Source organism: Pseudomonas tritici (assembly GCF_014268275.3).
GTDB classification, from domain to species: Bacteria; Pseudomonadota; Gammaproteobacteria; order Pseudomonadales; family Pseudomonadaceae; genus Aquipseudomonas; species Aquipseudomonas tritici.
The window spans coordinates 4,489,478-4,502,267 of sequence record NZ_CP077084.1 but is presented as its reverse complement, the minus strand read 5'-3'; the positions used below and the strand labels follow the sequence as shown (position 1 = coordinate 4,502,267).

Annotated in this window: 12 protein-coding genes; 10 read left to right on the top strand and 2 right to left on the bottom strand. The window is 53.9% G+C overall.

All coding sequences use genetic code 11. The features are described 5' to 3' along the window. Positions 1-115 precede the first annotated feature (115 nt). The 5 genes from HU722_RS20435 to HU722_RS20415 are packed head-to-tail and all read left to right on the top strand — an operon-like array spanning position 116 to position 4,341. On the top strand, positions 116-1,075 hold the full coding sequence (locus HU722_RS20435; RefSeq protein ID WP_065891068.1) for a 3-oxoacyl-[acyl-carrier-protein] synthase III C-terminal domain-containing protein: 960 nt from the start codon (positions 116-118) through the stop codon (positions 1,073-1,075). Further along, entirely contained in the window at positions 1,050-1,310 is a 261-nt protein-coding gene (locus tag HU722_RS20430) for an acyl carrier protein (RefSeq protein ID WP_065873366.1), read from the top strand. The genes HU722_RS20435 and HU722_RS20430 overlap by 26 nt, the downstream gene beginning before the upstream one ends. Next, positions 1,303-1,947 carry an acyl-CoA dehydrogenase family protein gene (locus tag HU722_RS20425; RefSeq protein WP_065873365.1) on the top strand — a complete coding sequence of 215 codons (645 nt, stop codon included), beginning with the start codon at positions 1,303-1,305 and terminating at the stop codon, positions 1,945-1,947. The genes HU722_RS20430 and HU722_RS20425 overlap by 8 nt, the downstream gene beginning before the upstream one ends. Then, a complete protein-coding gene (locus tag HU722_RS20420) occupies positions 1,944-3,296 on the top strand; it encodes an MATE family efflux transporter (protein ID WP_065873364.1) in 1,353 nt (450 codons plus the stop codon). Before HU722_RS20425 ends, HU722_RS20420 begins: the two co-directional genes overlap by 4 nt. Next, positions 3,286-4,341: an alpha/beta hydrolase gene (locus tag HU722_RS20415; RefSeq protein WP_065873363.1), complete on the top strand. Its 1,056-nt coding sequence runs from the start codon at positions 3,286-3,288 to the stop codon at positions 4,339-4,341. Before HU722_RS20420 ends, HU722_RS20415 begins: the two co-directional genes overlap by 11 nt. Before the next feature lie 243 nt (positions 4,342-4,584). On the opposite strand, the gene HU722_RS20410 is transcribed toward HU722_RS20415, so the two are convergent. Beyond that, the gene (locus HU722_RS20410) at positions 4,585-5,130 is read right to left on the bottom strand and encodes a helix-turn-helix transcriptional regulator (RefSeq protein WP_065873362.1); all 546 of its coding nucleotides are present in this window, start codon (positions 5,128-5,130) and stop codon (positions 4,585-4,587) included. Between the two features lie 427 nt (positions 5,131-5,557). Here HU722_RS20410 and HU722_RS20405 point away from each other — a divergent pair, with 427 nt between their 5' ends. Genes HU722_RS20405 through HU722_RS20390 form a run of 4 tightly spaced genes read left to right on the top strand, consistent with a single transcriptional unit; the run spans position 5,558 to position 11,461 of the window. Further along, positions 5,558-6,808 carry an efflux RND transporter periplasmic adaptor subunit gene (locus tag HU722_RS20405; protein ID WP_065873420.1) on the top strand — a complete coding sequence of 417 codons (1,251 nt, stop codon included), beginning with the start codon at positions 5,558-5,560 and terminating at the stop codon, positions 6,806-6,808. 44 nt (positions 6,809-6,852) lie between these two features. Continuing rightward, positions 6,853-7,569: an ABC transporter ATP-binding protein gene (locus HU722_RS20400; RefSeq protein ID WP_065873361.1), complete on the top strand. Its 717-nt coding sequence runs from the start codon at positions 6,853-6,855 to the stop codon at positions 7,567-7,569. 1 nt (position 7,570) lies between these two features. Continuing rightward, the gene (locus HU722_RS20395) at positions 7,571-10,000 is read left to right on the top strand and encodes an ABC transporter permease (RefSeq protein ID WP_065880805.1); all 2,430 of its coding nucleotides are present in this window, start codon (positions 7,571-7,573) and stop codon (positions 9,998-10,000) included. Between the two features lie 48 nt (positions 10,001-10,048). Next, positions 10,049-11,461 carry a sigma-54-dependent transcriptional regulator gene (locus tag HU722_RS20390; RefSeq protein ID WP_065873359.1) on the top strand — a complete coding sequence of 471 codons (1,413 nt, stop codon included), beginning with the start codon at positions 10,049-10,051 and terminating at the stop codon, positions 11,459-11,461. A 10-nt stretch (positions 11,462-11,471) separates the two neighbouring features. Here HU722_RS20390 and HU722_RS29040 read toward each other — a convergent pair whose 3' ends face one another. Beyond that, complete coding sequence (locus HU722_RS29040; RefSeq protein ID WP_274611402.1) at positions 11,472-11,822, bottom strand: hypothetical protein; 351 nt, start codon at positions 11,820-11,822, stop codon at positions 11,472-11,474. Here HU722_RS29040 and HU722_RS20385 point away from each other — a divergent pair. Next, a complete protein-coding gene (locus tag HU722_RS20385) occupies positions 11,805-12,779 on the top strand; it encodes a sensor histidine kinase (RefSeq protein WP_256534315.1) in 975 nt (324 codons plus the stop codon). The genes HU722_RS29040 and HU722_RS20385 overlap by 18 nt on opposite strands. The last annotated feature ends 11 nt before the right edge of the window (positions 12,780-12,790 follow it).

Sequence of the window (12,790 nt, the reverse complement as noted above, 5' to 3'; positions counted from 1 at the left end):
AGCAAATGGGAAAAATCTGCCTTTTAAGCAATTTGAGGCAAAAAGCACGACGCGTTTCTGGGACGATGTGGGTAATTGATAGTTGCGTTAAACAATTACTCCATGCGGAAACTGTATGCTGCCACTTAATTATTTATGTTGGTTGCCGGATCGTATTTCTTTAGTCCCCTTGAGTTCGCTTGAGCACTCCCATGATTTAAAACCGGGGGCTGGCAAGGTACTCCAGCGCTATTATTCCTTGGCGTCGGTCGGCCTGTCTTCCACAACACATGCCGAGATGCTGGTGGAAACGTTGCGCGCACTGGTAAGTGCGAACCCCCAGGTCAAACAGTTAAACGGTTGCCTCGTGTATGCCAAGACACAAACACATAACACGTTCTTTGATAATCATTGGTTGGACGATATTGCCCACGCGTGTGGCCTAGCGCATTGGCAAGTATTCAGCGTCAGTTTGAATCATTGTTCGTCTGCCCTGTCGGCCATTCACTTGTTAAAAAGCCGATTGATTAAGAAGGGCGAGCCTATGCTCCTGCTGACGGGAGAGAAGGCTTTTCACAGTGCTGTCAGTCGACTGGATAACAGCGTCCTGGCCGAAGTGCCGGCGGCGATGCTGCTCAATGCCGGGCCAGCGCTGTGGAACTTGAAACACACCGCCGTCAGGCATTTATCGTCTTTTTATGACAATCACCGGGGTGAGTCGGCTGTACGTCGGCGCGAGTTATATGCGTCGCTGGAACAGGAATATTATGATTTTTATCGTTACGCGCTGGATAAATTCAATGTCTCGCCTGACAGCATTGATGCCATCGTTCCGAATAACCTGGATCTGCCGTTGCTGAAAAAAGTGTCCGCCAGGCTGGACTTCAAGGGCGTCATGTTTACCGAACATATTGCCAACTACGGGCATGCGTATTGTGCCGATATCTTGTTTAACTTGTCGGCGCTGTTGGAAACATTCACAGGCAACAGAATCCTCTGCATCACCATGGGCATGGGCGTTACGCTTTCATGCGTGCTAATCGAAAGAAACCACTCCAGCGAGGTTTTATATGTCACACCTTCTCTTGGCTGTTAATGAAGCGCTTAACGATATTATGTCCTCGGCCGTGTCGGTCAATCTGGAAACTGACTTTAACGAAGACCTGGATTTGGACTCGGTGCTGTTTGTGCAGTTCTTATTGACCCTCGAAGAGAAAGTGCCTGGTTTGATGTTTGAGCCTGATCAAATCGACCAGGATGCCTTCACGACGGTGGGTAAATTGATCAGTTGGATCGAGCAGCATGTGCAGTTGGAGAGCTCCTATGCCTGACGGTCTGTTTGACAGGGTTTTTCAGCTGTTTGCGGGCAATGAGCCCGCAGATGCTGTGCGGCTGTTGCGTCTTGAGTCTACCGACCCGGCTCGGTGCGCATTCAGCCAGGGTTATCAACTCGTGCCGAACGAACGAACCGTGGTAGCCGGGCAACCACCGCAGGCGGACAGGGTGCTTGCCGCCCTCGGCTTGGAGCTGAAGTTTTTCGGAGAAAAGCAGACGAGCGCCGCCGACGGCCTCCAACTCATTGTCTCTGTCGCTGCCCGCCTGGGGTTGTTGATGCGCATGCTCGGCATGAGCTGGGCGCACTTGTCCAACCGCAGGAGCTTTGGCGTGAAAGCCACCCGGCATCAGCTGATCAAGGCTGAGTTCGCGGACCTCAGCAGTCAGTGCAACCAGTTGGCTTTGCAGTGGGAAATGCGCATCGCCGCGCAGGACTACCAGGACGCCGAGGAAGACCACTGGCAGATCACGCTGCTGAACAACAGAGCGGAAAAATTGATGGGGGGGCATGGCTACCTGCTGGGTGCGACGCACACGCTGTCCTATCTCTCGATGATGCTCTACAGCCTGTATGGAAAAACGACGGGGCACTACCCCATGTCACGGCGCGACAGCCTGGGAGAGGTCATGTGAATACCTCACCCGGCATAGTTCTGTCGCAACACCAGGGCGCAGGCCGGGATATTGCAGATCTGCTGAAGCTTGCCTGGCCCATGATTGTGGTTGCCGTCGCGGTGTCTTTTTCACAAAACATACAGACTGCCATTTTGGGGCACGGCGCTGAGACAACATCGATTTACTGGCTGTCGATGATCCAGCCGTTCAGCTTTTTGTTCCTGGCGATTCTCGAATGCCTGGCCATCAGTAACCAGGTGTTCAGCGCCCGGTCTGTGAACCTTTGGTCAAAACAGAAAGTATTCAGGGCAACTTCGCTTTTATCGGTGCTGGGTGTTTTGATCGTTGCATTGCTGAGCGGCGCGATTGCGTTGACTTCGCCTTGGTTGGAGAAGTTACTTCCCGTCTCTGGTGGTCGCTTTTATCAAGAGGCACTGCCGCTGTATTTCCTTTCGATGTTGCCGTTCATTCAGTTGGAGATGTGTAACAGCGCGCTCCGGGGGCAGGGCAGGAGCGCGGTGAGCATGCTGCTTGTGATTGCCTATATCATCCTGAACGCCGGCATTTGCTACACCAGCTACCACCTCTACGGTTTGGGCTTTTATTCCATTATCGTCGCCAATGCCCTGGCGTCCGGCTTGTTGATCCCGATCGCGACCTGGCTGGTCAGGCGAGTCAGTTACCTGGAGCAGGATGACCGGCCGCAAGCGTTCATCCCGCGCTTGAAAGGTTTGCTGCAGCAGGTGGGGTTGCCGATTTTTGCGTCTTTCATTGTGGTGTTTTTCAGTTCACTGCTGGTATTTCCACTGATAGGGACCCTGGGTGAGCAATATGTCGCCGCCTTCTTGATCATTACCAAGATCAGGATGTTTGTGGTCATTCCGGCCGTGGCGTGCGGCTCTGCGTTGGCGATATTGATAAATCAGCGCCTGTCGATCAGTAGCGGTGGGGAATTGAAACGGCTACTGCACCGTGGGCTGATGTTTATCGGTGGGCTTTATCTTGTGCTGACCGTCGCGATTTACTTCAGTGAAAAGATGCTGATTGGCCTTCTTTCAGGCGATGGGGCGATCAGAGACGCCAGTAGCCAGATGATGCTGATTTTATTGCCGACGTTTTTTATCACGGCGTTTGTTGCGTCCTTGCAAGCGTTACTTGAGCAACTTGATCAGGCGCGTCGCGTGTTGATTCTGACGGTCATCATAGAGTTACTGATGGTCGTCGTCTTGTTGGTCGGATGGGAGCGGTTCTCTAACCTGAACTCAATCATGAGTATCATCATCCTGTTCAGTACCATCAACTTGTTCGCCTTTGCCAATGAGTATTGGCGGCTGGCGAGCAAGATAGGGAACGAGCATGTTCTTTAGTGTTATCTATCCGCTCTTGCTGGTCGTTTCGCTGATCCATCAGAACTATCTTCGTGTACTGGTGGTGATGCGACTACGGCCTACCTTGTTGATGAAGGCCAGGGTCAGGCCAACGACTCACTATGTTCGTGTGTGTCGTTTCATCAGGTTGTTCGATCTTTACTCGCTGGACATGATGTCTTCCTACCTATCAGCGCTGTATGCGATGCATCTGTTTGAAAAAACCCGACCGTTGCCTTACAAACCCGCAGAGATGATGCTGCTCAGCCAGTGCCGGCAGGAAAACCTCACCTGGCGGCACACGTTCGTGAAGATGTTCGTTTACCCTCAAGCCGAGCAGCAGGCAGAAAAAGTATTGCTGCTGCACGGCTGGGATGGCCGCAGCATCATGCTCAGGCACCTTGCTCAGCGCCTGCAGGCTAAAGGGTATACGGTTTTTGCACCTGACCTGCCGGCACACGGGGTGTCGCCGGGCAAGGGCGTCTCTTTTTACGATCTCTCCCGGGCAGTCATCGATATCGAGCGACAGTGCGGTCCTTTTTCAGTGGTGATCGGGCATTCGTCCGGTGGGTTGGTAGGCTGCATGGCTGCACTGCAAGGGCTGCGGTTCAAGAGAATGGTCTTGATCAGCAGTCCGTGCAGTTTTGGCGAGGTGCTGGACAACTATGTACTCAGCCATAAACTACCCCGGCATATTGCGACGTCAATGAAGAAGCTCTACCAGTTACGCTACGGTGTGAACCCCGATAAGATTGGCCCCGAACTGATCGCCAAAATACAACAGCCAGTGCTGATATTGCATGACCAGGCCGACGTCAGTATTGATTTGGAAGAGGCCATGGTACTCAACCATGTCTTGGGAAGAAGCAAACTGATAGTCACCGAAGGCATAGGACATAATGGCGCACTGCGTGATGCCACGGTGTTCAGCCGTATTTCCAGTTTCCTGGACGCTACTGCGCAAGAAGATTATGCCGCTATGGGGCATCCCGCACTGCGCTTGCGCGCCGCGATTCGTAGACGTGTCAAACATCCAAGGCATTAGCCTTATGCTCGCTGATTGCAGAAAGTCACTAGACTATTCGAGTACCCCCTGTGCACTTTCGTGCATTCCCCTCAAGTACCCATCAAACGTCCACGACGAATGTTAGAATCACTTCATCTGTCGCGCCCACTGTCTCCCGACGCTAGGGGGAGCGGCTGCACAGTGACGTTGATTGTTCTAGCCTTGCCGTATCGAATGGATGAGTGACTTGAGGTTCGTGCGTAGTCGGCTGGTTTTTATTGATCAGAGTGAGTTGATGTTGTTGATCAGCATCGTGCGTGAAAAGCCATTTCTTTGTATGCCAAAGATAAAGTCATATTCCGAAGACTCTTTCTTGGCTTCCGGTCGCGTGGACTTCATGACGCACTGCTTGAGTTTCAGCGGTGTTTCATTATAGGTTTTACTGAAACTACGCGAGAAGTGCGGCAAGGAGGAAAACCCGCAGGCATAGCTTATATCAGTCAATGACCATTCCGGGGCCAGATGAATAAACTCTTTTGCCAGTGCCAGGCGGACCCTCCACATCCATTTGATCGGTGTCACATTGTAGAACAAGTTGAACATCCGACAAATATCAAAGCGGGATTTACCACAAATCTGCTCAAGGTCCTCCAGGGTGATCTCCTCTGAAATGTTTTCCACGATATGGTTAATCACATTGACAATACACAGGGCTTTTTCCATGTGGGCATGTTTGCCGTAGATATCAAAATGACGTTTATACAAATCGTCCATTATGTGTTGTGTAAATAAGGTCTTTTCTGCGTCTGAAATTTTACGTTCCCACATACAGACTCCGTTCTGCAGCGCTCAATGGCGAAGAGATTTATTATGGGTGTTGCGTTTGTCAGCGCAGATGAACAGGCAATTGCTATGCCATTTTTTTAGCCGCCTCAAGTGGCTGTTTGTTAAGTGCTTTTTAAGTGAATCTCGATTCAGGGAAAAGCCAGTCCCATTTTCGAAAGCTTTTTACGCGGTAAGTTGTGTTGCGTCCCGATAGTGGGATCGGCGATTTACAACGGATTGTCCTTGGGAACCCGATAATAGGCGCTGGCATATCGCGTTCGTTCCGAAAGTGAGACGCCCGGCCATGTGGGGTAGGTCGTATTAATTGGTTCTACGTTTTTACTTTATAAGTATCAATTAGTTATAGGGCTTTCTTATTCTGGCATGGAATATGCTGTTGCTTGGGCAGAACGTTAACTTTGGTGTTGTCATGGATATTTCGATCCCGCAGCCGGGAAATAAGCGCTTATTCAAGAAGCACAGTAAGGCCATTGCGGGTGGCGTGTTTTTGCTGGTGCTATTGCTGGTTATCTATACCTATCGGTTCTCGCCTTACCAGGTTGCCCGTAGCAGCGTGACGGTCGCCGAAGTCAAGTACGGTGAGTTTGCCGTCGAGGTGCGTGGTAATGGCGTACTGTTGCCCTGGGATATCAACTGGGTGGCGGCGAACGTTGATGCTCGGGTGGAGGAAGTTGTCTATAAGGCCGGGATGAAGGTCAGCAAGGGAGAGTTGCTGGTTGTCATGAGTAATCCGACGCTCGAACAGCGACTTCAGGAAAACCAGCTGGAACTTAACGCGCAACGGGCAGAAACCGAGGCAAAAAATGCCGAACTGCAAAATAAAATTCTTAATCAAGAGGCGTTGATGCTGGAGGCCAAGAGTCGCTTGCTGGGCTCGACACTTCGTCTTGCCGCCCAGAAAAAATACATCGCGGCCGTGCCCCGGCTGGAATATGAAACCACGCGCATCCTCACTGAGCAGTACACGCAACAGGTTGTGTTTGAAGAACGGCGGTTGAAGACACTTAAGCTCAGTGTCCAGGCTGATACAAAGGCGAATATCGTGCGCCTTAATAAAATGGAGTCATTGGTTGCGTTGAGTCAGCAGGAGGTTGATTCGCTCAGGGTCAAGTCTCCCATAGATGGCATTCTGCAAGATGTGAAAGTCCAGGTCGGACAACGGGTCACGATAGGCAGCGATATTGCCCGACTGGCCAAGGAGAAGGAGCTGTATGCCGAACTCAAGGTGCCCGAGTTGCAGTCGCGTGATCTGGCGGTCGGCCAGGCTGTCACGATCAACACAGGTCGAAGCCGCTTTACCGGCGTGCTGTCGAGGGTCGATCCTGCGGTTACCAACGGTACGGTCAAGGTGGATGTTACGTTTAATCAACCACTGCCTCAGGAAGCCCGTCCCGACCTGAGCGTCGACGGTTTGATCGCTGTGACGACAATCAATAATTCCTTGTATGTCGAGCGGCCGCCATTCGCGCAGAATAACTTGCCTTCTATGCTCTACCGGCTGGATGACAAAGACCGCTCAGCGACCAAAATGAAAGTGGATTTCGGGCAGGGTTCGGCTGACTACATTCAGATCACCAGCGGGCTCAAGGCTGGCGACAAAATAATTCTCAGTGACAGCACCGCTTGGCAGGGTGCCGATCACATTCAAATCGCCAATTGATGCCGCTCGCGCCGGCTGCCGGACAATGCCCTGGAGACAATAAGATGGAACCTTTGGTAGAACTGACAGATTTGAACAAGATTTTCCTGACTGATGAAATCGAAACCCATGCACTCAGCAAGATCACGCTCACCATCTCAAAAGGCGAGTACGTGGCCATATCGGGGCCTTCAGGCTGCGGGAAGTCCACGCTGCTTTCAGTACTGGGGCTGCTGGATACGGCATCGAGCGGCACTTATCAGTTGGCCGGTCACAACGTCGAGAATATTTCCAAGAAACAGCGTGCGCAGGTGCGTAATCGAGACATCGGCTTCATCTTCCAGTCGTTCAACCTCATCAGTGACTTAACCATTGAGGAAAATGTTGCGCTGCCACTGACCTACCGCAGTGATATCTCCAAGTCTGAACGGCAGCAGCGAGTCGCCGAGGCCTTGCACAAGGTCAATATGTCTCACCGCAGTCGTCACTATCCTTCTCAACTTTCCGGCGGGCAGCAGCAGCGCGTGGCGGTGGCTCGGGCCATCGTCGGTAACCCCTCGATCCTTCTCGCGGATGAACCCACGGGTAACCTGGATTCGCACAACGCCGAAGCGGTATTGAATATCCTCGATAAGTTGCATCAGGAAGGCGCCACCATCTGCATCGTGACTCACGATCCTCGCTCTGCCGAACGCGCACAGCGCAGTATCGTCCTGTCTGACGGAAAGGTCGTCGGCGATGGTGAACAGGCGCCGCAACTGACCCTGGTGAAGGAAGCATAAGATGCTTTTTGACATTCGCTATGCCTTGCGTTTACTCCTGAAAAGCCCCGGCTTTACTTTCATCACCGTGCTAATCATGTCCTGTGGGCTGGCGTTGACCCTGTATATGTTTTCGGTGATCAATACCATCATGTTCACGCCGCTCCCTTACCCGGACGGAAAAAGCATGGTGCTGATCAACCCGACCGTGAATGGTGTGAGCCTGAGCGATTCCGGGCTGAACTACATGGATTACAGCGATATCAAGGCGCGCGTGACCCAGCTCGAGGATGTGGGGTATTTCTACGCGGAGCGTGCGGATATCAGTGATGGCAGCAAGGCCGTTTCCTATATGGCCATCAGAAATACCCCACAAATGTTCTCCTATACAGCTGTTCAGCCCTTCCGCGGGCGTGTGCTAAACGAGGAAGACGTTCAGTCGGGCGCTGAGCCTGTCGCGGTGATCAGCTACGCAATGTGGCAAAACTACTTTGCTGGCGACGCGCAACTCATTGGCCGCGATATCAGGATCAATGGCGTACATACCCGCATCGTTGGCATCATGCCGGCCGATTTTGCCTTTCCTTTCTTCCATGACCTGTGGCTGCCTTCCCAGCTCGAACCTTCGCAGTACCTGGTGCGTAAAGGCGCTCCGGAAGTCTCCGTGTATGCGCGTTTGAAGCCCGGAGCGACGCTTGAAGACGCTGACCGCGACCTCAACGGTGTCATGCGTTCACTGGCGCTGGAACATCCGGAAAGTAATAAGGGACTGTCTGCCCAGGCGCTGACGTTCCAGGAAAATTTCATGGGCGAGGAGACCACACCGATCTTTATCGTCATGTTGCTCGCGGTCAGTTTTGTGCTGCTATTGGCGTGCTGTAACGTCGGGAATTTATTGCTGGCAAGAACGACCGAGCGTTCCAAGGAAATTGCCATCCGGGTCGCATTGGGCTCTCCCGCAGGCCGCCTGGTACTGCAAATGATGCTGGAAAGTCTGTTTATCTGCTTCCTGTCCGGTGTCGTGGCGGTCCTGCTGGCGGCGTGGGGCCTGGAGATCACCAATACGATACTGCCTGGCTTCGTGCCCAATAAGATCCCGTTCTGGTGGCACTTGTCGCTCGATAACCTGTTGATCGTCAATGCCCTTGTCCTCGTGATCATCACCGCTGTGCTGACCAGCGCACTGCCGGCCTGGAAAATCGTCCATGGCAACTTCAATGATGTGCTCCGTGATGGCACCCGAGGTGCGCAAAGCCGTGGCGCAGGTCGGGTTTCGCGGATCCTGGTGGTGTTTGAGGTAGGGCTCTCCTGCTCGATCCTGTGCATCAGTGCGTTGTTCGCGTTGCTGGTCTATCAGGCGACCCGCGCTGATTACGGTGTCGACACCCATAACTACCTCACCGCGCAAGTCCACCTCAACGTCAATAATTACCCTGACGATGCCAGCCGTGTGCTGTTTTACCAGCGCCTGCGCGACGCCACCGCCGCGATCCCCGGGGTTCAAAGCGCAGCATTGACCACCAGTGCTGTAGGGCAATTTACCGTGCCGCGTCAGGTGGATGTCGACTCGTCCACCAATAACACCAACGAGCGCTGGTCTTTCCCGATGGTCAATGACGTGCAGGTCATGCCCGGCAGCCTGTCGGCCATGGGTATCACACCTACAGCGGGCAGGGAGTTCGCCCACGGTGATACGCGGGACTCACAGCAGGTGGTTGTTGTCAGCCAGTCTTTTGCCGAACGGTTCTGGCCAGGAGAGCGTGATGTGATTGGCAAGCGCCTGCGCTTTCGCGATAGCGATGACCAGCGCTGGTACAACGTAGTGGGCGTGGTGCCCAGCGTCATTCATGGCCGGCCTTTCAGCGCCTTCCGCCACCGTGCCACGGTGTACCGCTCTCTGGAGCAGCAGCCCGCGTCCTCATTGATGTTGGTGCTGCACGCCCAGCATCCAGAGACGCTCGGGCCTGCGCTGATCAACGCGGTCCGTCAGGTGGACAGCAACTTGTCGGTCAATCAGATCCAGACGTTGGATGACCGCTTGGCCCGCAACACTGCCGGTTTGCATTTTATTGCCAACCTTTTCATGTTATTCGGCCTGGTAGCGATGATACTGGCGGCGACAGGTATTTATGCGGTGATGTGCAACCTGATCAATCAGCGGACCCAGGAAATTGGTTTGCGCATGGCCATGGGGGCTACCGAGAATAATTTGTTGCGTATGCTCATGCTCCAGGGCGGTAAGCAATTGTTGACCGGCCTTGCCATCGGCTTGCCCCTGGCATTCTTTGTGGCACCCAAGTTGACGAGCGTCCTGGGTAATGGAAGCACGCCCTTTGTGCTCCTGTTCTGGATGGTCGCGCTTATGATTTCGCTGGTGGTGGCGCTCGCAGTCTGGCTTCCTTCGCGACGGGCAACCAATATGTCGCCCGCCGACGCGATTCGATATGAATAAACGACCGCCGTGCTCCCCGGGCACGGCGGTACAAGCTGGATGCTTACAATGAACGATAAAAAACACATCCTTGTGATAGATGATGACGCGGGCATCCTGACCAGCCTCGATATCCTGCTGCGCATGCAAGGGTACGACGTGACCGTGGAAACCCAGGCCGATCGCCTGCTGACGCATTTGTCGGCCAGGCCTGTGGATCTGGTATTGATGGACATGAATTTCCAGAAAGACACCACCTCAGGCATGGAAGGGCTGCAGTTGCTGGCCGAGCTGAAAAAATTTGATGATTGCTTGCCGGCTGTCGCGATGACGGGGTGGGGCAGCGTCGACATCATCGTCAACGCGATGCGTTCGGGGGCCGCCGATTTTATTCAAAAGCCTTGGGACAACGAGCGTCTGCTGAGCATCGTTCAGCAGCAGATCACCCTCAGCCAGGCGCGTCGTTCCGGTGATTGCCTGCGCGAAGAAAACAAGTTGCTCAAATTGGCGCTCGAAGATGATATGGACAGCGAATGGGTTGTCCGCTCACCGGCGATGAAACGGCTGATCAGCCTGGTGGAAAAGGTTGCGGTGACCGATACCAGCGTGCTGATTCTGGGCGAGAACGGCACCGGGAAAAGCTTGCTCGCGCGGTATATCCACCAGATTTCCTCGCGGTGCGAACACAGTATTGTCGAAGTGAACATGGGGTGCATTAACGAGCAGTTGTTTGAAAGCGAGATGTTTGGCCATGTCAAAGGCGCCTTCACCGATGCGCGAGAAAACCGTATCGGGCGCTTTGAACTGGCCGACAAAGGGACGCTGTTCCTCGACGAGATCGGCAACCTGCCCCTGACGCAGCAAGTGAAATTGCTGCGGGTGCTGGAGGAGCGGCAGTTTGAGCGCGTCGGGTCGTCGCGCACCCAGACCACTCAATGCCGGATCATCGCCGCCACCAATTCCGACCTGGATAAGGCCGTGGCAGAAGGGCGTTTCCGTCAGGATCTGCTGTACCGCATGAACCTGATTCAAATCCAGCTGCCGCCGCTGCGCGAACGGCTGGAAGATATCGAGCCGCTGACCGAGCGCTTCCTGAAACGTTTTGCGCGTAAATACAACAAGCCTCGACCGGTCTTGTTGCCTCAGGCACGCCAGCGGCTGCTGGACTATTCATGGCCTGGAAACATCCGCGAACTCAGCCATTTGCTCGAGCGCGCTGTGTTGCTGTGTCGTGCCAACGTGATTGACCTGGAAGACCTCTGCCTGCCGCTTCTGGTGCCAGCCCAGGACGCAGCCGGCCAGGCCAGCGAGTTGCCGTCAGGATTGACGGACGCGTGCACGCTTGCCGAAGCGGAAGAAACCCTGCTGTTACAGCGCCTGCGTCAGTATGACGGTAACGCGGTCAGGGCAGCCGAATCGCTGGGGCTCAGCCGCAGTGCTTTTTACCGTCGGCTTGAGAAACTGAAAATCTGCCATGAGTAAGTTTTTTCAATCATTTGAACTTCGTCACTTGTTGCTCTGCAGCCTGGCCCCCATAGGCGGAATCATTGCTTACCTGCTGCTCTGGCTTTTTCCGCAGCAGTCCGTTTACCTCAAGTTCTTCACCCTGTTTATGCTGTGCGTGACGCTGGTTTATTTCTGCTATCACTTTTTTCAGCAGCTGATCTATAAAATCAACGTCATTTCCAATCTGCTCGAGGCCGTTGAACAGGAGGATTTCAGCCTGCGCGGTGTGACCAACGGGGCCGGGGCCTTTGAGGGGGTCATCGAGCAAATCAATGATATTTCCGGCCAACTGTCGCGACACCGTCAGCAGCAGCGCGAGATGGATTTCCTGCTGCAAAAAGTGATCTCCAATATCACGGTTGCGATTTATGCCCTGGACGGCAGTCATCGACTGATCTGGTGTAACAGCGCCGCCTCGCGGATGTCGGGCACATCGTTGGAAAAGTTGATTGGCAATACGGCCAGCACCTTGCAACTGGACAGTCTTTTGCACAACGCCAACACGGAGCAGCCGGTCGTGTCCGATCATGAAGGGCGACCGGGGCGCTACAAGGTGACCAGCGACACCTACATGGTGGACGGTGTGCAGAACGTGCTGTTGTTTGTCAGTGACGTTGACGACATGTTGCGTCAGGAAGAGCAGAAAGCCTGGCAGGACTTGTTGCGTGTGATAAGCCACGAAATCAACAACTCCCTCAGCCCCATCGCCTCTATCAGCCAAATGCTGCAACAGCATTACCGGCAAAACGCTGACAATTTGCCGTCCGGTTTTGCCGAAGGCATCGACCTGATCAACCGGCGGGCACGTGAGCTGATTGCGTTCATCAGCAGCTACAGGCAGTTGAGCAAACTGGCGCCGGCGATGAAGGAATGGGTGGATCTGACGGCGCTGGTGGGCGAGCTGCCGCTGCTGTTTTCGCACCGCGTGATTACCCTGAAGGGACCGCGCCCGCTGATGGCAAGCCTCGACCGGGTACAGATCCATCAGTTGCTGATCAACTTGATCAAAAATGCCGACGAGTCGATGGGTGGCAGCACCGACAGTATCGATATCGAATGGGCCGAGGAGAAAGGGCGCTTGTTGATCTCCATCCTGGATCGGGGCGTGGGGCTGACCAACCCGAAAAATCTGTTCGTGCCGTTCTACACCACCAAACCCAATGGCACCGGCATCGGCCTGATCTTGTGCCGGCAAATTGCCGAGAGCCACGGCGGCTACTTGTCTCTGGAAAATCGACATGAACAGACCGGTTGCAAGGTCACCATCAATTTACCGCTGCAATCCCCTGCCTGAGTTGATCGCAG

Bases quoted from the DNA above. Each gene is read 5' to 3' on its own strand.
- HU722_RS20405 (WP_065873420.1), top strand. From the start codon at position 5,558: ATGGATATTTCGATCCCGCAGCCGGGAAATAAGCGCTTATTCAAGAAG.
- HU722_RS20390 (WP_065873359.1), top strand. From the start codon at position 10,049: ATGAACGATAAAAAACACATCCTTGTGATAGATGATGACGCGGGCATC.
- HU722_RS20425 (WP_065873365.1), top strand. From the start codon at position 1,303: ATGCCTGACGGTCTGTTTGACAGGGTTTTTCAGCTGTTTGCGGGCAAT.
- HU722_RS20400 (WP_065873361.1), top strand. From the start codon at position 6,853: ATGGAACCTTTGGTAGAACTGACAGATTTGAACAAGATTTTCCTGACT.
- HU722_RS20415 (WP_065873363.1), top strand. From the start codon at position 3,286: ATGTTCTTTAGTGTTATCTATCCGCTCTTGCTGGTCGTTTCGCTGATC.
- HU722_RS20435 (WP_065891068.1), top strand. From the start codon at position 116: ATGCTGCCACTTAATTATTTATGTTGGTTGCCGGATCGTATTTCTTTA.
- HU722_RS20410 (WP_065873362.1), bottom strand. From the start codon at position 5,130: ATGTGGGAACGTAAAATTTCAGACGCAGAAAAGACCTTATTTACACAA.
- HU722_RS20395 (WP_065880805.1), top strand. From the start codon at position 7,571: ATGCTTTTTGACATTCGCTATGCCTTGCGTTTACTCCTGAAAAGCCCC.
- HU722_RS20385 (WP_256534315.1), top strand. From the start codon at position 11,805: ATGGATTTCCTGCTGCAAAAAGTGATCTCCAATATCACGGTTGCGATT.
- HU722_RS20430 (WP_065873366.1), top strand. From the start codon at position 1,050: ATGTCACACCTTCTCTTGGCTGTTAATGAAGCGCTTAACGATATTATG.